Below are 23791 nucleotides of genomic sequence, written 5' to 3' on the forward strand. Positions count from 1 at the left end.
GTCACATCCCCGTCATCTTGCGGACACGATTTCTCCCTACACCTTTCCGCGTTACCCCACGGACCACGACCAACCAATCGGGAGAAGAAGAATGCACCGCTCGCGTTTTCTGGCCAAGACGACGGCCCTATCCGTTGCCGGCGTGCTTGTGGCACTGCCAGCCTTTGCCCAGACCGGACAACCGCAGATCGAGCAGCTTATGCAGCAGCTCGAGACCCAGAAGAAGATGATGGACAACATCAGCCGGGAGCTTGAGAAGGTCCGGACGGAACAAACGAAGCAGGCCGCGACCGGCGGCGGCGACGTCGAGGTGACGACCAAGGGCGGCCTCGCCGTAAAGTCGAAAGACGGCAACTTCGAATTCAAGGTCGGCGGACGCCTCCAGGCCGACTACAACAGTTATGACCAGGACAAGACCGAACTCGGCGACGGCACGGAATTCCGCCGCGTCCGTATTCACGTCGAAGGCAAGATGTTCAAGGACTGGGCGTTCAAGATCGAACCCGACTTCGCCAACAACGGCGTCTCCCTCAAAGACGTTTACCTGCAATACAAGGGGTTCTCCGACGTCGGCATAACTGTCGGCCAGTTTAAACAGCCCTTCAGCCTCGAAGAGCTGACGAGCTCCCGCCATATCACCTTCATGGAGCGCGCCCTGCCGAACGTCTTCTCGCTCGCCCACAGGATCGGCGTCGGCTTCAACAGCAATGGCGACAACTGGTCGGCCGGCCTCGCCTTCGCGGGCGGCGTTGAAGGAAATGACGTCTCGAACGAGGGCGACGAAAGTTACACCACGACCGCGCGCCTGACCTTCGCGCCGATTCACGGCAAGACCGAGGCCATCCATCTCGGCGTGGCGGGAAGCTGGATCAACCCGCGAGACGAAGCGATCCGCATCCGTCAGCGGCCCGAAGCCCACGTTACCAGCGTTCGTTTCGTAGACACCGGCACCATCCCCGGCAAGATCAACAACCAGTTCCTCTATGGTTTCGAAACGGCGGCCGTCTATGGGCCTTTTTCCGCCCAGGGCGAATACATGACCCTGCGCACGACCCGCGACACCCTGGCCAATCTCAGCTTCGACGGGTGGTACGGCTATTTGAGCTTCTTCCTAACCGGCGAATCCCGCACCTACGATCCCAAGAAAGGACGGTTCGACCGTCTGAAGCCCACCCGCGCCGTTCCCGACGGCGGCTACGGCGCCTGGGAGGTCGCGCTACGCTACAGCGGGATCGATCTTACGGACGAGGACATCAACGGCGGTGGCGAGAAGAACGTGACGCTGGCGCTCAACTGGTACCCCACGCCCTATGTGCGGCTGATGGCGAACTACATCTGGGTCAACAACGACAACAAGGCGACCGGCAGCTCAGCCCCCTTGTTGCCTGGCGAGACCTTCCGCGGCGACGACGACCCGCAGATCTTCCTGCTCCGCGCCCAGGTCGACTTCTAGGAACAACGCGATGCTTCGAGGTTTCCTAAACTCTACCGTTCAAACACAAAGCCCCCCGCGGTGGGGCTGATACACCCCCGCCGCGGACAATTGGTAGAGACAAGCTCCCCCTCCGGATATTCCCCCGGAGGGGGATTTTTTTACCGAGCACCGGTCATTCCCCTTCGAACTCGACGAGGACGCGCACCTTTTTTCCCATCGCCTCAAGCCGGCGCTGACCGCCGAGGTCCGGAAGACCGATGACGAAACTGCAACCGACGACCCGGCCGCCGACCCGCTCGATGAGCTGAATGGCCGCCGCCGCCGTGCCGCCGGTCGCGATCAGGTCGTCCACCAGCAGCACGTGATCGCCCTTGCGGACGGCGTCCTCGTGCATTTCAACGCAATCCGTCCCGTATTCGAGTTCGTATTCCTGGGCGATCGTCTTCCAGGGAAGCTTTCCCTTCTTCCGTACCGGGACAAAGCCGGTCGAGAGCTGGTGCGCCACGGCGCCGCCCAGGATGAAGCCGCGCGCCTCGATTCCCGCCACCTTGTCGATGCGAACGCCGGCGTGCGGCTGGACAAGCTCGTCCACCGCCTTGCGGAAACCTCCGGCGTCCTGGAGAAGCGTCGTAATGTCGCGGAAAAGTATCCCGGCCTTCGGATGGTCTGGAATGGTGCGGATCTTGTTCTTGATGTGCATGATGAGGTCGGCCCCTTGTCTTTCCACCGGCGTTTGCCTGCCTCGGCAAACGGACGGGAAAGTGTAAGGACTTGAGACCGGATTGCCAACGCCGAGCATGCCCCCAACCGTTTGATTCCGGAGCAGAAAGCGCTTCCCGAACCAAGGCGCAAGGATTAGGGTGCCGATCATGTACCATAACCGGAAGGCAAAAATCGTCGCCACCCTAGGGCCGGCGTCTTCCGACCGCAAGGCGATCCGGGCGCTGGTGAAAGCCGGCGTCGGCGTTTTCCGCCTGAACTTCAGCCACGGCACCCACGCCGATCACCAGCGGCGCCACGCCCTTATCCGAGAAGCCGAAAAATCGGCCGGGCGGACGATCGGCACGATGGCGGATTTGCAGGGGCCCAAGCTTCGCCTCGGCGAATTCAAGGAAGGCCCCGTCACCCTCGAAGCCGGGAAACCCTTCCGCCTCGACCTTTCCAAGCGGAAAGGCGATGCGACCCGCGCGCCGCTTCCTCACCGCGAGGTGTTTGCGGTCCTCAAACCAAAGACCGACCTTCTTCTCGACGACGGCTGCGTGCGGCTTCGCGTGCGCAAGTGTGGAAGCGATTTCGCCGATACCATCGTCATCGCTGGCGGGGAGTTAAGCGACCACAAAGGCGTCAACGTCCCGGGCATCGAGCTTCCGATCTCGCCCTTGACGGCGAAGGACCGCGACGACCTGCGCGCCGCCCTCGCGATGGGAGTCGACTGGGTGGCACTTTCCTTCGTCCAGCGGCCGAACGATATCCGGCAAGTCCGAAAGCTGGTCGGCAACCAGGCGGCGATTATCACCAAGCTCGAAAAACCGGCCGCCATCGACTATCTGGATGAGATCGTCCAGCTTTCCGACGCCATCATGGTGGCGCGCGGCGATCTCGGCGTCGAATTGCCGCCGGAAGACGTGCCCAGCCTCCAGCGGCGGATCATTCGCGTCTGCCGACAGGCGGGCAAACCGGTCATCGTGGCGACCCAGATGCTGCTTTCGATGGTGGACGCCGCGACCCCGACACGGGCCGAGGCGTCCGACGTCGCCACCGCCGTCTACGAAGGCGCGGACGCCGTCATGCTGTCAACGGAAACGGCGGCCGGTCACTACCCGATCGAGGCGGTCAGGATGATGGGCCGAATCATCGCAAGCGTCGAACAGGATCCCCACTATCAAGCCATTCTCGACGCCGAACGCCCGCCCCCGAAGGCAACGGACGCGGACGCCATCACGACGGCGGCCTGCCACGTCGCCCAGACCATCTCGGCCGCCGCCATCGTGACCTATACGACCTCCGGCTCGACGACTCTGCGGGCAGCCCGGGCACGTCCCGACGTCCCGATTCTTTGTCTCACGACCCGCCGGCAAACGGCCCGGAAAATGGCACTCACCTGGGGGGTGCAGAGCGTCGTCGAACCGGAGGTCGAGGACTTCAACGACATGGTGGACAAGGCCAAACGCGTGGCTCTCCAACAAGGGCTCGCGCGTCCCGGCGAACGGATCGTGGTGACCGCCGGCATGCCCTTCGGCACGCCGGGCAGCACGAACATTCTTCGAATTGCCACCGTGAAAAGGCGCTAGCCGCGGCCAGCGGCGGCCCGCCCGGTCGCCCTAAACGTCGTCACCTTGCACCCGAAGCTTGATCGCCTCGATCTGCTGGCGCGCCTGTTCGAGGTGGGGATTGAGGGCGAGCGCCCGTTCGAACGCCTTCAACGCATCCTGATCCCGGTTCATTTCGACGAGCATCATGCCGAGACCGACCAGCGCGCCGAAATGCCGCGGCTCAAGCGCCAGCGTCTTCTCCACGTCCTGGATGGACGACTCGTAGTCGCCAAGCACATAAAAAACCGTCGCGCGAAGGTTCCAACCCTCGGCCTGGGCCGGGTCAATCTCGACGATTCGGGAAGCGATGTGAAGCGCGGTCACGTAGTCCTCGCGCAGCATGACTTCCCGGCCTTGCTCGAAAAGGCGCGCAACTTTCTGGTTATCGGTTTCGAGCCAGAGCCGCCAGATGATCTCCTGCAGGGTGGCCGCTTCGACCGGGTCTCCCGTCGCCTTCAACCGGCCGAAAAGTTCATCGAGGCGGGGATCGTCCTGGTTCGCCGAAGCCGGCACGGCGGCGAACAGAAAGAAGGCCAATATCACGATAGGGAAGCGGTTCATGAGCAAAGCATACGCTCGGAAACCGGGGGCCGCCAAGCGGGTCCTCATCACGATCCCGTTAACCGTCCGAGAGGCTTGCGCGACCGGGTTCCGGCCCGCCCGTCGCCCAGTCAAGCAGTTCGATCGTGTGCACGACCGTAAGCCCGGTTCCCCTTGACAGCCAATCCAGGCAGCCGATGTTGCCGGTGGCGACGACCGCCGGAACCAACCCTTCGATCGCGGCCAATTTGCGGGCGCGAAGCTCGTCCGCGAAGGCCGGCTCCAGCAGGTGATAGGCGCCGGCGCTGCCGCAGCAGAGATGCGAATCCGGGACCGTCGCGACCTGAAAACCCGCCCGCCCGAGCAGCCGCTGGGGAAGGTCCCCGATGCGCTGGCCGTGATGGAGCCCGCAGGCCGGATGGTAGGCGACGGCAAGCGAACGCGGCTCCCTCGGCGCAAACCCGAGCCGCTCGACGACCTCGCTCACGTCGCAGGCCAGGGCCGAAACCCGCGCCGCCTTTTCCGCCAGCGCCGGATCGTCCCGGAAAAGAAAGGCGTAATCCTTTACGAACGTCCCGCAGCCCGAGGCGTTGACGACGATCGCGTCCACCTCTTCTTCCGCGATCGCTTGCGTCCAGACCTCAAGGTTCTTGCGGGCCAGTCTCCTGGCAAGGGCCCGCTCCCCCAGGTGATGACCAAGCGCGCCACAGCACCCCGCCCCTTCCGGCACCACGACCTCGGCGCCGAGACGGGTCAAAAGCCGCACGCTTGCCGCATGAATCGCGGGCCTCAAGACAGCTTGAACGCAGCCTTCGAGAAGGAGGACGCGCGCCCGCCTTTTTCCTTCCGCGGCGTGGACGGCGGGCCCGGCCCCAGGCAAAGGCGACGGCAATTCCGCCGGCGTCATGGCGGCCAGGCGGCCGAGCCTGCCCGGCAGACGGGCCAGCCCAGCGCGGAAGGGACGCCCCATGCCAAGGGCAAGGCGAAAGGCCCGGGGTTGCGCAAGCAGGCGGGCAAGCAGGCGACGCAGAAGGCGTTCCGGCAAGGGTCGGCGATGGCCTTCCTCGACGCGCGCGCGGCCGCGATCAATAAGGTGGGCGTAATCCACGCCGGCCGGGCATACCGTCACGCAGGAAAGGCAGGTGAGACACCGATCGAAATGGGGAACGATGCCGGGCGATGGCGGGCCATCCTGCTCGAGGAGACTCTTGACGAGGTAGATGCGCCCGCGCGGGCTGTCGCGTTCGTCCCCGTTGATGACGTAAGTCGGACAAGCGGGCAGACACATGCCGCAGTGGATGCAGCTGCGCAAAATCCGGTTCGCCTCGACGATCTCGGGGTCGGCAAGCTTGGCGATCGAGAAATCCGTCTTCACGTCAAATGCCCATATACATACGGCCGGGGTTGAGAATGCGCAAAGGGTCGAAAGCCTGCTTCAAACCCTCCGTCAGGCGGAGAACCGCCTCCGGCAGCGGCGAGAAGACGGGAACGCGTTTCCGCGTTTCCTCCGGCGCCCGAACAAGCAGCGCATGCCCACCGGCATCGATCGCTGTCTTGTGGACGAGGCTTGCGAAAGCGCCCCCCGGACCGGACGCCTTGAGTCGAAGCCAGACGAGCCCGCCGCCCCAGTCCTGGAAGGCCTCGCCCGCCGCCTGGCTCAAGATCGTCTCGACCGCGCCGGTCGCGGCCGAAGGCGGCAGGGACAATCGCCAGACGACGTCTTCCTTTCCTTTTTCTTCCGCTGCTTTCGCGAAGTAATCCACGTCCCGCACCTCCCGCCAGAAAATCGCCGAACGTGCGCCGTGCAACGCCTCCGTCTTCCCGAAACGCGCCGCAAGCTTGTGCAGGCGTACTGCCCGGTGAAGGACAGAAGGCCCGTGCCCTTCGACGCGAAGTGCCGTGACCGAACGTCCGCCGCCGGCGACAAAATCCACCGCCGAACGCAAGGCGACGCAGGGCGGAAGGTAGGCTGCCCCGGACACTTCGTTCGACGAGGCAAGGGCTTCGCGCATCGCTTCCGCGGCGGTCATGGGATCGAGATCGTAGAGGAGGATCGTTCGCGTCTTCTCCGGCATCGGCATAACCTTAAGGGTGACCTCTTCGAACACGGCAAGCGTGCCGAAGGACCCCGCCATCAGCTTGGAAAGATCGTAGCCGGTGACGTTCTTGACGACGCGGCCGCCGGACTTGAAACGCTCACCCCGGCCGCTCACCGCGCGAAAGCCGAGGAAATGATCGCGCGCCGCACCCGCCCGCACCCGCCTCGGCCCGGAAAGGTTGCAGGCAAGCACCCCACCCAGGGTCGCCTTGCCGGGCGCGCCGCCGACCAGCGCGCCGTAATCGGGCGGCTCGAAGGCGAGTTGCTGACCCTGGCCTTGGAGCAGGGCTTCGATCTCCGCGAGCGGCGTCGCCGGAAGAGCGGTGAAGACGAGTTCCTTCGGCTCATACATTGGCACGCCGGAAAGTAATGAAACATCAAGAATTTCAATGGCTTCAACGGAACGCCCGAGGGCGCGTTTCGTGCCCGCGCCCCGGACCTCCAGGGTGGTCTGCCCAGCGAGCGCATCGCCAAGCGCCGCCGCGATATCCTTGCCGTCCCGTGGAGAAAGGATTGCCATCGCCCTGCGCTAGAATCTCGGCAGGTCCGGGAACGGCATCTTGCCTTCGCGGACGCGGAGCCGCCCCATCTCGGCGCACCGGTGGAGCGTCGGGAACACCTTTCCCGGGTTGAGAAGGGAGTGCGGATCGAAGACGCACTTCACGCGCTGCTGGTGTTCGAGATCCATTTCCGAAAACGCCGTCCGCATCAGATCGCGTTTCTCGACGCCGATCCCGTGTTCGCCGGAAAGGGCGCCGCCCACCTCGACGGTGAGTTTTAGGATTTCCGCCCCCAGCGCCTCCGCCTTTTCGAGGTCCCCCGGCACGTTCGCGTCGAAAAGAATGAGGGGGTGATGGTTGCCGTCGCCGGCGTGAAAGACATTCACGATGCGAAGACCGCGGGCTTTCGCAAGCTCGCCTGTCTTCAGGAAAACCTCGGCCAGTTTCCCGCGCGGAATCGTCCCGTCAAGCGCGTAGCAATCCGGCGCCAGCCTGCCCACCGCACCGAAGGTGGATTTGCGGCCCGCCCAGACCCGCACGCGTTCTTCCTCGGTTTCAGCCACCCCGGCGACGATGGCCCCAAAATCCTCGGCGATCTTGCGTACGCGCAAGACGAGGTCGTCCACCTCGACCGTCGTCCCGTCGAGCTCGACGAGGATGACGGCCTCCGCTTCCCGCGGATAACCGGACCGCACGAAGGCCTCGGTCGCCGCAACGGCGGCCTTGTCCATAAGCTCAAGCGCCGCCGGGATGATGCCGGCGGCGACGATGGCGCCGACGCAATCGCCGGCGGTGGCGTGGCTGGCAAAGCCGAGCAACAGCACCTGGGCCGTTTCCGGCCGCGGCAGGATACGGACGGTGACTTCGGTAATGACGCCGAGCAAGCCCTCGGAGCCCGTCAAAAGCCCGAGAAAATCATAGCCAGAAGCGTCCATCGCGCGGCCGCCGAGACGCACGACCCGGCCGTCCATCAGCACGACCTCGAGACCGAGCAGGTTGTTCGTCGTGACGCCGTATTTCAGGCAATGGATGCCGCCGGAATTCTCCGCCACGTTGCCGCCGATGCTGCAGGCGAACTGGCTGGAGGGATCGGGCGCGTAGTAAAAATTTTCCCTCTCGACCGCCTGCGTGATGGCCTGGTTCGTAACGCCGGGTTGGGCCACGACGCAGCGGTTCGGAAAATCAACCTCGAGGATGCGGTTCAGTTTGCCAAGCCCCAGCAGCACGCCGTCGGCAAGCGGCAGCGCGCCTCCCGAAACACCGGTGCCGGCGCCGCGCGGAACGACCTTGATACGCCCGGCGTGGCAATAGGCGAGAACGGCGGCGACTTCTTCCGTTGAGCGGGGAAGAACGGCAAGGAGCGGCAATTGCCGATAGCTGCTCAGGCCATCCGTCTCGTAGACGGAAAGACCGTCCGCATCCGCGATTACGCCGTCGGCGGCGACGATCGTGGACAAATCCGCCACGATTTTCGCTCGCCTGGAAAGGATGGCCGCGTCCGGCTCCGGCAGGCGCATGCGTTCTCCTTGAACCCGAAGGGGGCGTTGTTTGTCCGTGCACGGCCCGCGGCCGGCACGGAGACCGGCGCAAGGATTGCCGCAACGACCCATCCTAGCCCCGCAGGGAAAAGGCGGCAAACGCCACCCTCCGCACGAAATCTCGGATGTTAGCCGGGCTTTAGGAACTTTAAAGGAGCGGGCGCGGTTTCAGCCCTGACGGGCCTTAAAGCGGGGCCGCTTCGGATTGATGACGTAGACACGGCCACGGCGGCGGACGACCCGGCAGTCCTTGTGCCGCTTCTTCACCGACTTGAGAGAGTTAACAACCTTCATGGCGCTGCCTTCGACTTCGGAAAGCTTGGGGAAAGTGGCGCCAACATAAGGAGAGCGGGACGCCCTGTCAATTCACGAAGCGGGGTTCCTAACCCCTTTAGAATTTTAAGGATTCCGGCTTGATTGCGTGCACCCGGTAGACCCGCAGCCCGCCGCGGTCGAGCGCCAGCATCCGCCGCACCCAGATTTCAAGCTCGCGCAGGACGGCCCGCAGCATGGCCGGCTCGGGTTTTTGCCGCAGCATCCGCGCGACATAGGCCCGCCAGCCTTCCAGCACCATCTGCTGATAGCGTTGCGTCATGTCCTCGGTGATGCGGATGTCGAGTTCGAAGCGGTTCAGACATTCGATTACCTGCGCGATGGACCAAAGCGGCGGAACATTGCCTTCCGCTTCCAGCCACGCCGTCACTTCCGGGGGCGCCACGCCGCTTTCCTGCAGAACGTAATCGGTGAAGATGAGCTGGCCGTTCCCCTTCAGGCCTTCGCAAATCGCCGCGAACAGCCGGTCCTTGTCCGCGATGCGGTAGAAGCCTTCCTTCGAGAAGATACAATCGTAGAGACGCCGGTCCCGTTTCAGCCGCTCGCCAAGGGCTTCGTGATCGCACCGCTCGACGGGCGCGCGCTTGGCAAATCCGGCGTCTTCCGACATTTTCATGCCGAGATGGGCAAGCGTTTCGTTCGACTCGAAGGCGTTCACCCACATCTGGTAGCTGTTCGCGACGGCGCGGGCGACGGCATCGAGATGCGCATCGAGGTTGAGAACGCTCATCGCCGAGTTCAGCGCCACCGGCTTCACGAGCTCGATCGCGAACGTCTCGCCGCCGGGGGAAGTGAACCCCTCGCCCCACAACTCGGCCAGCAGGCGCAAGCGCGCCGGCGACCAAGGGTTCGACAAGTCCACCGGCGCCGACGCCAACGCCGGCGCAAGGAACGAGGCCATGACGGCCGGTGCGGCTTGGCCGCCCTGGTAACTGCGGCCCTCCCACCAAGCGCGCAAGCGCCGGTACGAGGAACCCTCCCCATGCGTGAGCAGCCGAAGGGCGGTGGAAAGTGACACGCTTTCTCCCCTGTTTGATTTGCGTCTTCCGGAATAGCGGGAGCCGGTGGATCGTCTCGGAAAAGGCTTAAATTCGAATTAAGCGAATTGCATCTTGCGGTATGCGGAAGCCGCGCCGGTGTCCTGCGATGGCCAGCAAAGGGGGCGAAGACGGCCGCGGGTCAAGCCTGCGGCCACCACTCCCCGTCCCGCTTTTCATATTTGCGCTTTACCGCGGCCCAGGCCACCCGATGGGCGGCTTCCTCCCGGCCCGCTTCCCCGCGGCGCTTGGCCGGATCGGCGAAAGCCCGGAAGGCGCTGTTGAAGGCTTGCCGGTAGATCGTCTGGGCATGGGCGGGAAGGTGTGCCCGCACGCGAGCCGGCAGCGCCGCGTTGTCCCGATAGGGCATGGGTTCTCCTTGCCGTGACACGACGGGGATAAGGATACCCGCAACGGACACGGCGGAGACGCGGAAAAGACCACGTTAACCGATTGAAAAAATGGTGGGCGCGACTGGGGTTGAACCTGTGACCCCTACGATGTCAACACCGCATCATACATATTTCTACTGCCGACCCACTCTTACAGTCTCCAACCACTCGCTTCTAATGCCGCCGTATTTTCCTTACGTTGCACGTAGGCGGCATAGACATTTTGACACTTCATTTCCTCTCATTTGCTGACCCTGTGTTGACCCGGCACAAAAAGTCAGCACGACGCGGAGAAAAAAACGCCTCGAATCAACAAGCGCACGGTGGACACGATCCGCCCCGACCCGGACGGCAAGCGCACCATGCGTTTGGATGACAAGTTGCCTGGTTTTGGCGTTGCCACGCGGCCGCCCGGTATCGCGTCGTGCATCTTCAATGATAGAGGACCGGTCTTCCCCCTCGATTCTTGCAGTGTGACAATGCCAAAGCCGATCTCTCCCGCGTTATGCTAGGCCCAATCAACCGAAGCAATTACAGGTACCAGCCGCTTCCTAAATTGCCGATCCCTCTTGAGATGCCATTCCCGGCTCATCGCCTCGCCACGCGTGTCGTAACGCTCGGCATATACAAGAACCCACTTGCGCCCGCGGGTCGAACGCGCGCCGGTACCTGAATTATGTTCGCGGAGACGGCGTTCTAAATTGGTGGTCCAGCCCACGTAGGTGCGGTATCCACCTTTACCTTCGCTTTCCAAAACATACACAAAACATGGCATTGGTTTAGGTTAGCAGGACAACTGCTCATAAAGGGGAGATCGTCACTGCACTAAAACGGATCGGCACCGGCACCGGTATTGCGCGGGCCATCCGGATCGCATTGAATATCGACACTAGCGGACGGGATTTTCAAGAGGCACAGCCCGAAAAGAAGGAGGCCGCCGGTCTCCCGACGGCCTCGATCCGGCTAAATCGCATGGAACGCTGTTAGGACTTCACAGGGGTCTTCCCGTAAGGGGACTTGGCGGCAGGCGCTTTGGCGGCCGCCGGCTTCTGCGTCTGGGCCGCCTCACGGAACTCGTCGAGGCCTTCCGAAAAGCGCGTCTGGACGACATGAACAATTGCATCTGCGGACTTCGTCGTCAGGTCCGTAAGTTCGTTGAGATTGGAGACCATCTCTTTGAAAAGAGACTCGACGAGATTGGCCTGTTCCGACGCCTTTTCCTCTGGCGTCTCGGCTCCAATGAGCGCGTTTGCCCCTTTCGTGTAGGATTCGAAGCAGTTCTTCGCGAGTTCGGCCTGACGCTTCGCCAGCGACTGGAATCCTTCAAAGGCAAGCTGGCCGACGGCTGTCACCGCCTCCATGTTCTTACGCTGACTCGCGGTCAATGCCTCGACTTCCACCCCTGGCAGGCGAAATTTATCGACGAACGTCGTGATGTCCGCGTTATAAAATGGATTCTTCAAAAATGGGTTCGTTTTGTCCATAACACTCTCCTCATTCTAGACCGACGCACTTGGCGCGATTCGGCGTCTATGTTGCACTGCACAATATAGCGAAAATGTGGGCTTTCTGGGGCAATCTGTCAAGAATATATTGCGGTGCACAAAACAACAGAAAGCCGCTTTTTCAAAGCCCGACATCTCGATCCTCTTCGATGACTTTCTTACCGAGGTACGGGGAATGCCCCAGCGCAACCTCGCCGTGGAGCTGTTGCAGAAGCCGCTGAAGGGCGAGCGGGTTGCGATCATCCGCAACAACGTCACGATCGACTGGACTCTGCGGGATAACGTGCGCGCGCAACTGCGCGTGCTGGTCAAGCGCACCCTGCGCAAAGATGGCGGTCCGCCGGACAAACGGGAGAAAGCGACGCAGACGGTGCTGAAGCAGGCCGAAGCCCTCTATGCCGGCTGGGCAGTTTGAGCCATGTCCGCCCTCGACCGCCATATCGGCATCGACTATTCGGACGGCGGCGCGCCAACTGCGAGCCTCAAGGGCCTGCGCGTCTATATGGCCAAGGGCGACGCGCCACCGGCGGAAGTGCTGCCGCTGCTGAGCCCTCGTAAATACTGAACGCGGAAGGGCTTGCCCATTGGCTGATAGGGCGGCGGGTGGAAGAGCCCCAGCGCTGGTCGGCATCGACCACGGCTTCTTGTTCCCGTTATGCTGTTTCGAGGGGCACAGCTTCAAACTCAATCAGACACTCCAGTCCGACTGCTATGCTGACCCTGTGCCGACCCAACAGAAACAATAGGTAACCACTTTATGCCAGCCGATTGAAAAAATGGTGGGCGCGACAGGGATTGAACCTGTGACCCCTACGATGTCAACGTAGTGCTCTCCCGCTGAGCTACGCGCCCTCCTGCCGGCCATCTTCGGGTGCCGGGCTGCGAGGGCGGCGATTATGACCGAAGCCCGTCACTTTGCAAGCCTTGGCAGTGGCCCGGGACGATCCCTGTCAGGCGACCAGAATATCCTCGATCTGGTGAACGAGGTCGCGCAGGTGAAAAGGTTTTGAAAGCACCTTCGTCCGGTCACCGAACGTTTCGCGGGCGCGCACGGCAACGGCGGCGAAGCCGGTGATCAGCATGATTCGGATCTTCGGAAATTCATCGGCCACGCGCTGGGCCAGTTCGATCCCGTCCATGCCCGGCATGACGATGTCGGCAAGCAGGAGCTCGAAGTCCGGCACCCGCCGGACAAGACTCAAGGCCTCCTCGCCATCCCGGACCCCGACGACGATGTGCCCCGCTTTACGCAGCGCCCGGGCAAGAAATTCCCGCATCGAACCGTCGTCTTCCGCGAGGAGAATATGCGCCATCTTCCGGATCGGCTCCTTAGGCCTTTTAAGATTTCCGACCCTTTGACAGGGACAGCTTCGGAGGAGAATTTATAGGGCGATGGGAAATATGCAACCGCAGCAAACAACGCCCGCAAATGTTGCGGAAACGGTAGGTATGCCGGCAGGGCCGGATGCCTTCGAAATCCGCAAGCCCGACCACATGTGGCCCGCCACATTGTCTAGAAGCGTGATCTAGAAGCATGAAAAAATGCGGGGCCGCATTGCGCGGCCCCGAAGTCTTTAAGGGAGGATACACTTGAGATGAGCATGCGTTGCCGAAATTCTAGGGGGGAAGCCGGCAACACTCATCTTGATGCGACGCACAATACTGTCAAATCTTGTGCGAGGCAACACAAAAAATAACATGTAGAAATGCATTTATTGAATTTGGCTGATTCCTACACGTATATCGGAAAAATATCGAGGATTACGGTATTATTTGCATACCATCGTAATTACATGTAGAATTTTGCAGCGCATGATATGCGTCGAATTTTTGCACCGCAAAGAGAAAAGGCGAAAATCACCACCGCATACCGTATGACGGGTAGCGAAAAATGGGGGTGAACACAAAACTCCGCTACACTCCGCCTCCAAGCGCAACCTCCCCAACCGCAACGCAAGCCTAGCCCATGGAGCCCGCCCCCCATATCCTGCCGGCCACGCCGGAAAACCTAAAGCTTGCCGGAGAGAGGCTGCGCGCAGGCGCCCTTGTCGCCTTCCCGACCGAGACCGTCTATGGCCTTGGCGGGGATGCGACGAACGATCAGGCCATTTCACGGATCTTCGCGACCAAGTCCCGCCCCTCCTTCAACCCGCTTATCGTCCACCTGCGGGATGTGGCGGCGGGGGAAAAGGTGGCGGTCTTCAACGAGCGGGCGCATCGCCTCGTCCAGCGCTTCTGGCCGGGGCCGCTCACTCTCGTGTTGAAGCGCCGGGAAGATTCGGGCGTCTCCCTGCTGGCCAGCGCAGGCCTCGACACCATCGCCGTGCGCGTGCCGGCGAACGCAATCGCGAGGGCGCTTCTCGAGGCGGCGGATTGCCCAATTGCCGCCCCCAGCGCCAACCGCTCCGGTAGCATCAGCCCAACGACGGCCGATCACGTCATGACCTCCCTCGGCATGGCGGTTGATCTCATCCTGGATGGGGGTGCTTGCGAACTCGGCATCGAATCGACCGTGTTGGACGTGAGCGAAAACAAAGCCCGCCTTCTCCGTCCGGGCGCCATCACGAAAGAGATGATCGAGGACGTCATCGGGGAAATTCCCGCGGTGACACAAAGCGACCGGGAAAGACCGCGTTCGCCGGGCATGGGAGATCGCCACTACGCGCCCTCGATCCCGGTTCGGCTGAACGCCACCGCCGTCGAGGCCGGCGAAGCGCTGCTTGCTTTCGGGCCTCACACCATCACCGGCTTTGCGGCCGAGCGTAATTTGAGCCTCAAGGGCGATCTCGTCGAGGCGGCGGCGAATTTCTATCGCCTCTTTCGCGAGCTGGATTGGTCGGGCTTCCGGGCGATCGCCGTCATGCCGATCCCGGAGGAAGGGCTTGGCGTGGCCATCAACGACCGCTTGCGGCGGGCCGCCGCCGGAGCGGTGGCGGACGTCGAGATCAGGCCGCAATGGGAAAAAGCCAAGCCCCGATGACCAGCGGCGAACACGACCCGGTAAAGACCGAACTCGCCGCCGCCTTGGGGCCCAAGGGCTGGACCGAGGACGCCACCCGCCTGGCGCCGCTTCTTACCGACGCCCGCGGCCGCTATCGGGGCAAAGCCTTGGGGCTTGCCGAGCCCGCCTCGACAGCGGAAGTCGCCGAAACGGTTCGCATCTGCGCGAAGCATCGGATCGGAATCGTGCCGCAGGGCGGAAACACCGGCCTCGTCGGCGGCGCCACGCCGCACACCGCGGGCGACGAAATCCTCCTGCGCGTGCGGCGCATGAACCGGGTACGCGAGCTGGACACGGCCAACGACACGATCACCGTCGAGGCTGGCGCCATCTTGGCCGATGTTCAGGCGGAAGCGGCGCGCGCCGGCCGGCTTTTCCCCTTAAGCCTCGCCTCCGAAGGAAGCGCGGAGATCGGCGGCGTGCTTTCGACAAACGCCGGCGGCAACGCCGTCCTTCGCTATGGGAACGCCCGCGAACTCACCCTCGGGCTCGAAGTCGTCCTGGGCGACGGCCGCGTATGGAACGGCTTGCGCGGGCTCCGCAAGGACAACACCGGCTATGACCTGAAACAGCTCTTCCTCGGCGCCGAAGGAACGCTTGGGATCATCACCGCCGCCGTGCTGAAGCTTTTTGCAGCACCCAGGGAAGTGGCAACCGCCTTCGTCGCCCTTGCCGATCCGAAGGCGGGTCTCGCCCTGCTCGACCTTGCCAGAAAAAGCGGCGGGGAAAGCGTGACCGCCTTCGAGCTTCTGCCGCGGATCGGGATCGACTTCGTACTCGCGCACACCCCCGGCACGCGCGACCCGTTTCGCGAACGCTACCCTTGGTACGTCCTGGTGGAGCTTGCCTCGACGAGCGCGGACGGCGGCATGAAACCCTTGCTGCTTGGCCTACTGGAGAAGGCGACGGCGGAAGGCCTCATCGAGAACGCCGCGGTCGCCGAGACGATCGCGCAGCGCGCAGCCTTCTGGCGGCTTCGCGACTCGCTGCCCGAGGCGCAGAAACAGGAAGGCGGCAGCATCAAGCACGACGTTTCCGTGCCGGTCTCGAAAATCCCGGAATTCATGGAGCGGGCGACGGCGCTCGTTACGAAGAAACTTCCCGGCGTGCGCATCGTCGCCTTCGGCCATGTCGGCGACGGCAACTTGCATTTCAATCTGAGCCAGCCGGAAAAAGCCGACCTGCGCGCGTATCTGGAAAAGTGGGACGAGGTGAACGGGTGGATCCACGACATTGCCGTTGGGCTTGGCGGCTCGTTCTCCGCCGAACATGGCATCGGACAAGTAAAGCGGGATGCGCTAAGACACTACAAATCCAAGGTTGAGATCGATCTCATGCAACGCCTGAAAGACGCCCTCGACCCTTACGGCATCTTGAATCCAGGCAAGGTACTTTAGAGCCATGCCCCCCTTTGAAGCTCCCATCCGCGACATCGGCTTTGCGATCTTCGATGTCATCGGGACGGAACGCCTCGCCGCACTGCCCGCCTTCCAGGAGATGTTGGCGCCGGATCTCGGCAAGGCGGTGCTCGAGGAAGCCGGCAAGTTCGCCGCCGGCGTGCTGGCGCCGCTCAACCGGACAGGCGACCGGGAAGGTTCCGTCTTCGAGAACGGCGTCGTGCGGACCCCGAAGGGCTTCAAGAAAGCCTACGCTGCCTTCGTCGCCGGTGGCTGGAACGCGGTTCCCTTCGAGCCGGCCATCGGCGGGCAAGGGTTTCCCTGGCTGCTCGCGACCCCCATCGCCGAGCTGTGGGCGTCCGCCAATTTGGCCTTCTCTCTTTGTCCGATGCTGACGCAAGGGGCAATCGAAGCAATCGGCCGGCACGGCAGCGCGGAGCAAAAACGCGCCTACCTGCCAAAACTCGTCTCCGGCGAATGGACCGGCACGATGAACCTGACGGAACCGCAGGCCGGGTCGGACCTTGCCCGCACAAAAGCGCGCGCGGTGCGCAAGGGGGCCCATTATCGGCTGACGGGCCAGAAGATCTTCATCACCTACGGCGAGCACGACCTGGCCGAAAACATCGTCCACATGGTGCTGGCGCGCACCCCCGACGCGCCGGAGGGCACGAAGGGCATTTCGCTCTTCATCGTGCCGAAGTTTCTCCTCAAGGCGGACGGGTCGCTGGGGGAACGCAACGATCTTCGTTGCGTATCCCTCGAACACAAGCTCGGCATCCACGCGAGTCCGACCGCCGTTTTGTCCTACGGCGACGAAGGCGGCGCGGTCGGCTACCTCGTCGGTAAGGAGAACGAAGGTCTCGTCTACATGTTCACGATGATGAATCAGGCTCGCCTCGCCGTCGGCCTCGAAGGGGTGGCGCTTGCCGAACGTGCGACCCAGCAGGCGATCGCCTACGCCAAGGAAAGGGTCCAGGGCCGCGCGGCCGGTGGCGGCGGGGACGTTCCCATCGTCCGGCACGCCGACGTGCGACGGATGCTGATGACGATGAAGGCGTATACGGAAGCCACGCGCTACCTTGCCTATCTCGCGGCGGAGGCGCAGGACCTCGCCCGCCATCACGTGGACGCCGACGTGCGAAAGGCAAGCCAGGCCCGCGTGGATTTGCTGACCCCGGTGGTGAAGGCCTGGTGTTCGGACGTCGGCTTCGAGGTCGCCTCGCTCGGCGTCCAGGTCCATGGCGGCGTCGGCTATATCGAAGAGACGGGCGCCGCCCAGCACCTGCGGGACGCCCGCATCGCCATGATCTACGAAGGGACCAACGGCATCCAGGCAATGGACCTCGTCCAGCGGAAACTGCGGCACGACAGGGGCAAGGCGGCACGGGCGTTTCTTGCCGACATGGCAAGCTTGCTGCCCGCCTTGCGGCGGCCGGACGACGCCTTCGGCCCCCTTCATCGCGGACTCGACGCGGGGTTGAAGGCGCTCGGCGAAGCGACGGACTTCCTGCTCGAGGCGGGCCGCGACGACCCCCACGCGGCGGACGCCGGGGCGGCCCCCTATCTTCGTCTCTTCGGGACGGTCGCCGGCGGCTACCTGATGGCGCGCGCCGCCCTGGCCGCCGCAAGGCGACAGGCGGAAGACGGCGCCGACAAAGTCTATTTCGAGACCCACCTTGCCCTTGCCCGCTTCTATGCGGAGCGTATCCTTCCCGAGGCCTTGGCCCTCGCCGCCGCCGTCCGCAGCGGCGGAGCAAGCGTCATGGCGATCCCGGAAGACCGGCTTTAAACGGCGTCAGACGACCAGATCGTCGGTCGCGAAGAAAAAACCGGCCAGCTCGACGCCGGCAAAGCTTCCCGGGTTACCGGCATAACCGTCAACGCGGAAAAGCGACCGGAAGAGCACGAAGGGTGCGGCCGTGTCGTGGACAAAAAGCGTGAGATCGCCAGCGCCATCGACGACGCCAAGGGCTTCCGTCGTCGACGTGAAGCCGAGGAGACGGGCAAAATTGACGCCGGAGATATCCTGGACAACATCGAAGCCGGTCTCGTCCCCATAGAAAAGATAGATGTCGTCGCCATCGCCGCCCGCCAGAAAGTCGTCGCCATTGCCACCGGCAAGCGTATCGTTGCCGCCCATACCGAAAAGGAAGTCGTCGCCGTCGCCGCCCCAAAGCGTATTCGCCCCTTCGTTCCCCGTGATCGTGTTCGGATCGGCGTTCCCGATCGCGTTGGCCGCGAGACCTCCCTCCAGACGAAGTGCTTCGATATTGTTGTCAACGAAAAAGAGATGGCCCGCGTCGACCGGGCTCTTCCCGCCGAGCGCGCCGCCCGCGAAGACGAAGGTCGCCGGCGCCGAACCGGCGCCGATGGCGGCAATCAACGGATCGCCCGCCACGGCGGTGTCAAACCCGCCGGATAGCCCCGGCAAGGCCTCGAAGGCCGTGTCGCCGGGGTCATCCAGAAAATAGGTGTCATCGCCGAAACCGCCGCTGAGAAAATCGTCGCCCGGCCCGCCGTCGAGGAAATCGTCGCCCGGCCCGCCGAAGAGTTGATCCGAACCCGCGCCCCCGAACAGCCGGTCGCTGCCGTTGCCGCCCTCAAGCCAGTCGCTTCCGCCAAGCCCCTCCAGCCGATCGTCCTCTGCTTCGCCGAACAGGAAATCCTGCAAATTCGTGCCAGTGAAAAGATCGTCCCCGTTACCGCCGATCCGCGTGAGACCGAGCGGCACCGGCGGCGGCACCGGCGGCGGGGTGACGATCGGCGCGGCCGGAAGGAAGTCCCGGCTTGGTGTCGCGATCAGAAAGGAGCCCGGCCCTTCCACGGCCCCGATTTCGGCAAGAAATTCGGCCTCGGGCGGAATGGCGAAGGTCGAGCCGAAGGCGAAATCGGCAGCAGACGGCGGAATTGGACCGGCGGAGGCGACCGTTTCGGCCGACCGGTGCGTGGCGTCGGAAAGGCCAGAGGCACGGCCATCCTCTTCGTCGTCTTCGCCGGCCGCCGGTTGCCCGATCGGTGGCGTATCGAGCGGCCCGATGGCAAGAAAAAGTGCCGCGAAATCCGGCAGGGCGACGGACGGTTCGTTGGGCAAGGCGGCAGCCGACCCCTCGACGGCCACCCCGGACACCGGTTGGGGATTCGGCGGAGGCGGATTAGGCTCGGCCATTTACCACCATAAGAATACTAAGTTAAAATCATCTCTACCTTAAATAGAAATACAAATACGTAGATTAACTATTGGTAGAAATAGTTTATTTATTATCTATTTATAAATTTATTCTTTCCTGATACTTTGGCTAATTCTCCAATTAATTAACTATTAACTAAAATCTTCTTCTGTCAATCGCGACCTGCCCTTCTCTCGCCTTCCCGATGCCGTTCGCAAAAGGGCGCGGCGTTCGGGCCGCGGCGTTCGGGCGAAGGCGGCCAAACGAATTCCCCGTCCCGCTCAAAAGGGCGGCCATGTGGTTTCGCTTGCCACGCATCGGGGAAGTAGGCAGATTTTTGGCTTGCATTCTGCTCGGCAATAAGCGAAACAACGCCGCCGATCCCGGGTTCGAATTAGAGGAGTGCTTGCAATGGCACGAAGGATCACCGTTGCAAACACGGCGGTTCCGCCCGAGCAGGACATTCCTGACTCCACGCCAACTTTGCACACCGCCACGCCAGTGGTGGATTACTTCATCCAGCGAAATGGCATGGCTTACGCCGGCACGCACCTATTGCTCGACTTTTGGGGGTGCGAAAATCTCGATCGACTCGATATCATCGAGACCGCCTTGCGCGAAGGCGCGCGAACGGCGGGGGCGACGCTTCTCGACGTTCGGCTACATCACTTCACGTCGAGCGGCGGCATTTCCGGCGTTGCCGTTCTCGCCGAATCCCATATCAGCATCCACACCTGGCCGGAGCGTGGATACGCCGCCCTCGATATTTTCATGTGCGGGGCCTGCGACCCCTATAAGGCCATTCCCGTTCTCCGCAGGGCCATGAACCCGCGGACGGTCCAGCTTCACGAGCAGCGTCGAGGACTCACGATTTGACGGATCGGTGGTTCGAGGAAACGCTGTACCCACATCACGGGCAGCGGCTGAAGGTTGCTGAAATCCTTCATCGTGAAAAGACCGATTACCAGGATCTCGTCATCTTCGAGAATCCCCAGTTCGGCCGCGTCCTGGCGCTGGACGGCAACGTTCAGACGACGGAGGCCGATGAATTCTTCTACCACGAGATGCTCGTGCATCCCGCCATCTTCGCCCATGGCGAGGTCAAGAAGGCTCTCATCATCGGCGGCGGTGACGGCGGCGCCTTGCGGGAGGCTCTCAAGCACCCGATCGAGAAGGCAACGCTTATCGAGATCGATTCAAGCGTGGTCGAGCTATCCAAAAAATACCTGCCGGCCATCTCTGGCCATGCCTTCAAGGACCCGCGTACCGAGCTCATCATCCAGGACGGGACCAAGTTCGTCGCCGAGACGGATGAGCGTTTCGATGTCATCCTCGTCGACTCGACGGATCCGATCGGCCCGGCCACCGTCCTCTTCCAGAAAGAGTTCTATACGAACTGCAAGCGATGCCTGACCGAAAGGGGCATTCTCATCGCCCAGAATGGCGTGCCTTTCCTGCAACCGGAGGAAGCCCGCGGCGCCCATCGGCTGTTCCGCGGACTCTTTCCCGATTCCAGCTTTCTCGTCGTGCCGGTGCCAACCTATGTCGGAGGGTTCATGACGCTTGGCTGGGCGTCGCTCTCCGAGAAAAACCGGGCCGTTTCACGGGATACGATCGAACGCCGTTTCGCGGGCTCCGGCGTTTCCACCCGTTACTACAACCCAGATATCCACCTTGCCGCCTTCGCCCTTCCCACCTATATCCGTGAGCTGATGGGCTGAGCCGTTTCAGGCGGCGCAGGCAACGCGGCGGCCTCAACCTCGGGGTCACAAACGGGGTTCACGAAAATGGCAGACAGCACACAGCCGACAACCCCGCTTCCCGGCATTCGCGCCGTTATCGCCGTTTCCTCGGCAAAGGGCGGCGTCGGCAAATCAACAACGGCCGTCAACCTGGCGGTCGGCATGGCACGGCGCGGGCGACGCGTGGCGATGCTCGATGCGGACATTTACGGGCCGTCCCTGCCGCGGCTGCTCGGGATTCGGGGAAAACCCGGCTCCACCGACGGCAAGCACCTCGACCCGATGCAAAGCCACGGCATTGGCTGCATGTCGATCGGCTTCTTCGTCGCCGAGGACACGCCCATGATCTGGCGCGGCGCCATGGTGATGGGGGCGATCGAGAACCTGATCCGGGATGTCGCATGGGGAGAGCTGGACGTGCTGGTCCTCGACATGCCGCCCGGCACCGGCGACGCCCAGCTCAGTATCACGCAGCGCATTCCCCTGACGGGTGCCGTTGCCGTCTCGACGCCCCAGGACATCGCCCTTCTCGATACGCGGAAAGGGATCGCCATGTTCCGGAAGGTGAACGTGCCGATCTTCGGCCTGGTGGAGAATATGAGCTACTTCCTATGCCCAAGCTGCGACGGCCGGTCGGACATTTTCGGCCATGGCGGGGCGGCAACGGCAGCGCGGGAGCTTGGCATCGATTTCCTGGGCGAAATACCGCTTGAGATTGCGATCCGGGAGACGTCGGACGCCGGCACGCCCATCGTCGCCAAAACCCCGGACAGCCCCGAGGCCCGCGCCTACATGGCAATCGCCGACCGCCTGCTCGAAAAGATCGCCGCGGCGGAGGGCACGGGGCGGAAGGCGCCGCGAATCGTCGTCCAGTAGCACGCCGCACCCGCTCAAGGGTCGCGGCTTAGGCCTTCCTTCTCCAGCCGGTCAAGGTAACGCTGCCAGATTTCCCGGTGGCGGTTTCCAAGCTCGTACAGGTAATCCCACGAATAGATGCCGGTATCGTGCAGGTCGTCGAAAGCAATCTGGATCGCGTAGTTGCCAACCGGCGTCACGTTCAGGATGCCGACATGCCGGCGCCCGCCGATCAATTTTTCCTCGCCCGCCCCGTGCCCGCGCATCTCAGCGGAAGGGCTATTGATGCGCAGGAATTCCGCCGGGAAGACAAAGGTCTTCCCGTCATCGAAATCGATTTCGAGGGCTTTTTCTTGCGTTTTGTGCCGGATTTCGGCTGGCCAGGCGCGCGCCATCTTTACCTCTTAGACCCAGCCGCCGCAGAAATGGATGAGTTGGCCGGTGAAGAAGTTCGAACGCTCCGAGGCAAGATAGCCGACCAGCTCCTCCAGCTCCTCCGGCCTCGCGTACCGCTTGATCGGGCAGCTCTCCCGAACCAGTTTCCGCATGAAATCCGTGCCCAGAATTTCCTTCGGGAAATAGGTTGGGTTTTCGGCATAGTTCGGCCCGATCGCGTTCACCTGGATGTTGGCGTCCGCCACCTCCATGGCCAACGCCCGCATCATCGCGCTCGCCCCGCCGCGCGCCGCGCAATAGGTCGCCAGATTCGGCAGGCCCTTGACCGGCCCGGCCGACGTCATGAAGACGATCTTGCCGGATTTTTGCTTCTTCATGTGGGGGATGGCGGCGCGGGCGACGCGGAAAGGCTCGATCGTGAGGCCGTCCAGATAATCCTGGAAAACCTCGAGGCTCGCCGTCTCGATCGCCGAAGGAAAGAGCGGCACGAAATTGTTGCTGAAAAGAAGGTCGATCCGGCCGTGCCGTTTGACGACTTCCGCGACCTGTTTTTCCGGCGCGAGCCCGGTGACGATTTCGACCCTCGGGTTCGCCGCGGCGAAGGCCTGGCGATCCTTCGCGTTTGCGAAGCTGCGGTCGCTGCCCAGCACGGTCGCGCCGCCCGCCAGAAGCGCCTTGGTGGCGGCCGGGCCGCCATAGCCGGTGATATGGGTGAGCAGGCAGACTTTGCTATTCGCCACCGTTTCCTCCCGTTTTTTCCTCAGGCCCACCCGCCGGTGAACGGAATGACCTGCCCGGTCACGAAATCCGAGCCTTCGGAAGCAAGAAAGGCGACGAGCCCGCCGGCCTCCTGCGGTTTTGCCTTCCGCATGGGCTTGTTCTTGAGGTAGATCGTCGTCTCGGCCGTCGTTTCTCCCATCATCTCCTTCGGAAAATAGGTCGGTCGGATCGATTCGTCCAACCCGATGGCGTTCACTTGAACGTTGGCGTCGGCAAGTTCCTCGGCCATCGAGATCATCAGCGCGTTTGCCGTGCCTTGCGCCGCGCAATAGGCGGTGTGCTTGGCAAGCCCGCGCCGGGGGCCATTCGAGGTCACGAAGATGATCTTGCCCGACTTCCGCTTCCGCATGTGAAAGACCGCCGCCTTCGCCAGCCGGAACGGCTCGATGGCCAGCCTATCCAGATAGGCCTGCAATGCCGCCGGTTTCGTCTTCTCGATGATGGCGGGCTCGTGGGCGCTCAAGGCGTTCGAAACCACGACGTCCACCCGACCGTGTTTCTTCACGACCTCGGCGACCAACGTCTCCGGATCGAGAGTCTTCGTCACGTGGAGCTTGGGATGCTTTTTCGCATAGGCCTTGTGGTCGGCCGCCTTCTGGAAGCGGCGATCGTTGACGACGACGGTCGCACCCGTCTTTGCCAACGCGTCCGCGCTGCCCTGGCCGACGCCGCTCGTGACATGGGTGACGATGCAAATTTTCTTTTTCATGACCCCTCCCCCGCATGCTTTGCGGGCCTTGCATTAAGTATTCACAAAATG

The 23791-nt window shown here is 62.8% G+C and carries 24 protein-coding genes, 1 tRNA gene and 1 pseudogene; 10 read left to right on the forward strand and 16 right to left on the reverse strand.

Annotated elements, in window-relative coordinates; genetic code table 11:
- Positions 1 to 91 precede the first annotated feature (91 nt).
- Positions 92 to 1453 (forward strand): porin, encoded by a 1362-nt coding sequence (locus AB1781_10645; protein ID MEW5705025.1) that lies wholly within the window; start codon positions 92 to 94, stop codon positions 1451 to 1453.
- A gap of 154 nt (positions 1454 to 1607) precedes the next feature.
- Here AB1781_10645 and AB1781_10650 read toward each other — a convergent pair whose 3' ends face one another.
- Entirely contained in the window at positions 1608 to 2135 is a 528-nt protein-coding gene (locus AB1781_10650) for an adenine phosphoribosyltransferase (protein ID MEW5705026.1), read from the reverse strand.
- 169 nt (positions 2136 to 2304) lie between these two features.
- Here AB1781_10650 and pyk point away from each other — a divergent pair, with 169 nt between their 5' ends.
- Positions 2305 to 3726: a pyruvate kinase gene (gene pyk, locus AB1781_10655; GenBank protein ID MEW5705027.1), complete on the forward strand. Its 1422-nt coding sequence runs from the start codon at positions 2305 to 2307 to the stop codon at positions 3724 to 3726.
- A 30-nt stretch (positions 3727 to 3756) separates the two neighbouring features.
- On the opposite strand, the gene AB1781_10660 is transcribed toward pyk, so the two are convergent.
- From AB1781_10660 to AB1781_10700, 9 genes are all read right to left on the reverse strand, one after another.
- Entirely contained in the window at positions 3757 to 4308 is a 552-nt protein-coding gene (locus tag AB1781_10660) for a tetratricopeptide repeat protein (GenBank protein MEW5705028.1), read from the reverse strand.
- A 58-nt stretch (positions 4309 to 4366) separates the two neighbouring features.
- Entirely contained in the window at positions 4367 to 5662 is a 1296-nt protein-coding gene (glcF, locus tag AB1781_10665) for a glycolate oxidase subunit GlcF (protein ID MEW5705029.1), read from the reverse strand.
- A gap of 1 nt (position 5663) precedes the next feature.
- Complete coding sequence (gene glcE, locus AB1781_10670; GenBank protein ID MEW5705030.1) at positions 5664 to 6905, reverse strand: glycolate oxidase subunit GlcE; 1242 nt, start codon at positions 6903 to 6905, stop codon at positions 5664 to 5666.
- 9 nt (positions 6906 to 6914) lie between these two features.
- Positions 6915 to 8402 (reverse strand): FAD-linked oxidase C-terminal domain-containing protein, encoded by a 1488-nt coding sequence (locus tag AB1781_10675; protein MEW5705031.1) that lies wholly within the window; start codon positions 8400 to 8402, stop codon positions 6915 to 6917.
- Between the two features lie 189 nt (positions 8403 to 8591).
- On the reverse strand, positions 8592 to 8717 hold the full coding sequence (gene ykgO / locus AB1781_10680; GenBank protein MEW5705032.1) for a type B 50S ribosomal protein L36: 126 nt from the start codon (positions 8715 to 8717) through the stop codon (positions 8592 to 8594).
- 97 nt (positions 8718 to 8814) lie between these two features.
- Positions 8815 to 9774: a hypothetical protein gene (locus AB1781_10685; protein ID MEW5705033.1), complete on the reverse strand. Its 960-nt coding sequence runs from the start codon at positions 9772 to 9774 to the stop codon at positions 8815 to 8817.
- Between the two features lie 161 nt (positions 9775 to 9935).
- Complete coding sequence (locus AB1781_10690) at positions 9936 to 10163, reverse strand: ChaB family protein (GenBank protein ID MEW5705034.1); 228 nt, start codon at positions 10161 to 10163, stop codon at positions 9936 to 9938.
- Between the two features lie 530 nt (positions 10164 to 10693).
- Positions 10694 to 10960: a GIY-YIG nuclease family protein gene (locus AB1781_10695; protein ID MEW5705035.1), complete on the reverse strand. Its 267-nt coding sequence runs from the start codon at positions 10958 to 10960 to the stop codon at positions 10694 to 10696.
- A gap of 208 nt (positions 10961 to 11168) precedes the next feature.
- Positions 11169 to 11669 (reverse strand): phasin family protein, encoded by a 501-nt coding sequence (locus AB1781_10700; protein MEW5705036.1) that lies wholly within the window; start codon positions 11667 to 11669, stop codon positions 11169 to 11171.
- Positions 11670 to 11745: 76 nt separating this feature from the next.
- On the opposite strand from AB1781_10700, the gene AB1781_10705 reads away from it, so the two are divergent.
- Positions 11746 to 12105, forward strand: coding sequence for a type I restriction enzyme endonuclease domain-containing protein (locus AB1781_10705; GenBank protein MEW5705037.1), 360 nt, complete (start codon positions 11746 to 11748; stop codon positions 12103 to 12105).
- Positions 12106 to 12108: 3 nt separating this feature from the next.
- Complete coding sequence (locus AB1781_10710) at positions 12109 to 12255, forward strand: hypothetical protein (GenBank protein ID MEW5705038.1); 147 nt, start codon at positions 12109 to 12111, stop codon at positions 12253 to 12255.
- 212 nt (positions 12256 to 12467) lie between these two features.
- Here AB1781_10710 and AB1781_10715 read toward each other — a convergent pair.
- Both AB1781_10715 and AB1781_10720 read right to left on the reverse strand, forming a co-directional pair.
- Positions 12468 to 12542 (reverse strand) — tRNA-Val (locus AB1781_10715).
- A 98-nt stretch (positions 12543 to 12640) separates the two neighbouring features.
- Positions 12641 to 13003, reverse strand: coding sequence for a response regulator (locus tag AB1781_10720; protein ID MEW5705039.1), 363 nt, complete (start codon positions 13001 to 13003; stop codon positions 12641 to 12643).
- A gap of 653 nt (positions 13004 to 13656) precedes the next feature.
- On the opposite strand from AB1781_10720, the gene AB1781_10725 reads away from it, so the two are divergent.
- The 3 genes from AB1781_10725 to AB1781_10735 are packed head-to-tail and all read left to right on the forward strand — an operon-like array spanning position 13657 to position 17880.
- The gene (locus AB1781_10725) at positions 13657 to 14670 is read left to right on the forward strand and encodes an L-threonylcarbamoyladenylate synthase (protein MEW5705040.1); all 1014 of its coding nucleotides are present in this window, start codon (positions 13657 to 13659) and stop codon (positions 14668 to 14670) included.
- Positions 14667 to 16088, forward strand: a complete 1422-nt coding sequence (locus tag AB1781_10730) for an FAD-binding oxidoreductase (protein ID MEW5705041.1) — start codon at positions 14667 to 14669, stop codon at positions 16086 to 16088. Before AB1781_10725 ends, AB1781_10730 begins: the two co-directional genes overlap by 4 nt.
- A gap of 4 nt (positions 16089 to 16092) precedes the next feature.
- A complete protein-coding gene (locus tag AB1781_10735) occupies positions 16093 to 17880 on the forward strand; it encodes an acyl-CoA dehydrogenase (GenBank protein ID MEW5705042.1) in 1788 nt (595 codons plus the stop codon).
- 6 nt (positions 17881 to 17886) lie between these two features.
- On the opposite strand, the gene AB1781_10740 is transcribed toward AB1781_10735, so the two are convergent.
- Positions 17887 to 19182 carry a hypothetical protein gene (locus AB1781_10740; GenBank protein ID MEW5705043.1) on the reverse strand — a complete coding sequence of 432 codons (1296 nt, stop codon included), beginning with the start codon at positions 19180 to 19182 and terminating at the stop codon, positions 17887 to 17889.
- 487 nt (positions 19183 to 19669) lie between these two features.
- Here AB1781_10740 and speD point away from each other — a divergent pair, with 487 nt between their 5' ends.
- The 3 genes and pseudogenes from speD to AB1781_10755 all read left to right on the forward strand — a co-directional run bounded on the left by speD (position 19670) and on the right by AB1781_10755 (position 21876).
- Positions 19670 to 20134, forward strand: a complete 465-nt coding sequence (gene speD / locus AB1781_10745; protein ID MEW5705044.1) for an adenosylmethionine decarboxylase — start codon at positions 19670 to 19672, stop codon at positions 20132 to 20134.
- On the forward strand, positions 20131 to 20979 hold the full coding sequence (gene speE, locus AB1781_10750) for a polyamine aminopropyltransferase (GenBank protein MEW5705045.1): 849 nt from the start codon (positions 20131 to 20133) through the stop codon (positions 20977 to 20979). The genes speD and speE overlap by 4 nt, the downstream gene beginning before the upstream one ends.
- A gap of 96 nt (positions 20980 to 21075) precedes the next feature.
- Positions 21076 to 21876, forward strand: a pseudogene (locus AB1781_10755) (Mrp/NBP35 family ATP-binding protein).
- Between the two features lie 14 nt (positions 21877 to 21890).
- Here AB1781_10755 and AB1781_10760 read toward each other — a convergent pair.
- Genes AB1781_10760 through AB1781_10770 form a run of 3 tightly spaced genes read right to left on the reverse strand, consistent with a single transcriptional unit; the run spans position 21891 to position 23740 of the window.
- On the reverse strand, positions 21891 to 22250 hold the full coding sequence (locus tag AB1781_10760; protein MEW5705046.1) for a DUF971 domain-containing protein: 360 nt from the start codon (positions 22248 to 22250) through the stop codon (positions 21891 to 21893).
- A gap of 9 nt (positions 22251 to 22259) precedes the next feature.
- Positions 22260 to 22991 carry an SDR family oxidoreductase gene (locus AB1781_10765; protein MEW5705047.1) on the reverse strand — a complete coding sequence of 244 codons (732 nt, stop codon included), beginning with the start codon at positions 22989 to 22991 and terminating at the stop codon, positions 22260 to 22262.
- Between the two features lie 20 nt (positions 22992 to 23011).
- Entirely contained in the window at positions 23012 to 23740 is a 729-nt protein-coding gene (locus AB1781_10770) for an SDR family oxidoreductase (protein MEW5705048.1), read from the reverse strand.
- Between the last annotated feature and the right edge of the window lie 51 nt (positions 23741 to 23791).

The sequence above is a fragment of the Pseudomonadota bacterium genome (assembly GCA_040752895.1).
Taxonomy (GTDB): domain Bacteria; phylum Pseudomonadota; class Alphaproteobacteria.

What these genes read in the sequence shown, in the direction of transcription:
- AB1781_10645 (MEW5705025.1), top strand. Translation starts at nt 92, where the DNA reads ATGCACCGCTCGCGTTTTCTGGCCAAGACGACGGCCCTATCCGTTGCC.
- AB1781_10650 (MEW5705026.1), bottom strand. Translation starts at nt 2,135, where the DNA reads ATGCACATCAAGAACAAGATCCGCACCATTCCAGACCATCCGAAGGCC.
- pyk (MEW5705027.1), top strand. Translation starts at nt 2,305, where the DNA reads ATGTACCATAACCGGAAGGCAAAAATCGTCGCCACCCTAGGGCCGGCG.
- AB1781_10660 (MEW5705028.1), bottom strand. Translation starts at nt 4,308, where the DNA reads ATGAACCGCTTCCCTATCGTGATATTGGCCTTCTTTCTGTTCGCCGCC.
- glcE (MEW5705030.1), bottom strand. Translation starts at nt 6,905, where the DNA reads ATGGCAATCCTTTCTCCACGGGACGGCAAGGATATCGCGGCGGCGCTT.
- AB1781_10675 (MEW5705031.1), bottom strand. Translation starts at nt 8,402, where the DNA reads ATGCGCCTGCCGGAGCCGGACGCGGCCATCCTTTCCAGGCGAGCGAAA.
- ykgO (MEW5705032.1), bottom strand. Translation starts at nt 8,717, where the DNA reads ATGAAGGTTGTTAACTCTCTCAAGTCGGTGAAGAAGCGGCACAAGGAC.
- AB1781_10690 (MEW5705034.1), bottom strand. Translation starts at nt 10,163, where the DNA reads ATGCCCTATCGGGACAACGCGGCGCTGCCGGCTCGCGTGCGGGCACAC.
- AB1781_10695 (MEW5705035.1), bottom strand. Translation starts at nt 10,960, where the DNA reads ATGCCATGTTTTGTGTATGTTTTGGAAAGCGAAGGTAAAGGTGGATAC.
- AB1781_10700 (MEW5705036.1), bottom strand. Translation starts at nt 11,669, where the DNA reads ATGGACAAAACGAACCCATTTTTGAAGAATCCATTTTATAACGCGGAC.
- AB1781_10710 (MEW5705038.1), top strand. Translation starts at nt 12,109, where the DNA reads ATGTCCGCCCTCGACCGCCATATCGGCATCGACTATTCGGACGGCGGC.
- AB1781_10720 (MEW5705039.1), bottom strand. Translation starts at nt 13,003, where the DNA reads ATGGCGCATATTCTCCTCGCGGAAGACGACGGTTCGATGCGGGAATTT.
- AB1781_10725 (MEW5705040.1), top strand. Translation starts at nt 13,657, where the DNA reads ATGGAGCCCGCCCCCCATATCCTGCCGGCCACGCCGGAAAACCTAAAG.
- AB1781_10730 (MEW5705041.1), top strand. Translation starts at nt 14,667, where the DNA reads ATGACCAGCGGCGAACACGACCCGGTAAAGACCGAACTCGCCGCCGCC.
- AB1781_10735 (MEW5705042.1), top strand. Translation starts at nt 16,093, where the DNA reads ATGCCCCCCTTTGAAGCTCCCATCCGCGACATCGGCTTTGCGATCTTC.
- speD (MEW5705044.1), top strand. Translation starts at nt 19,670, where the DNA reads ATGGCACGAAGGATCACCGTTGCAAACACGGCGGTTCCGCCCGAGCAG.
- AB1781_10760 (MEW5705046.1), bottom strand. Translation starts at nt 22,250, where the DNA reads ATGGCGCGCGCCTGGCCAGCCGAAATCCGGCACAAAACGCAAGAAAAA.
- AB1781_10770 (MEW5705048.1), bottom strand. Translation starts at nt 23,740, where the DNA reads ATGAAAAAGAAAATTTGCATCGTCACCCATGTCACGAGCGGCGTCGGC.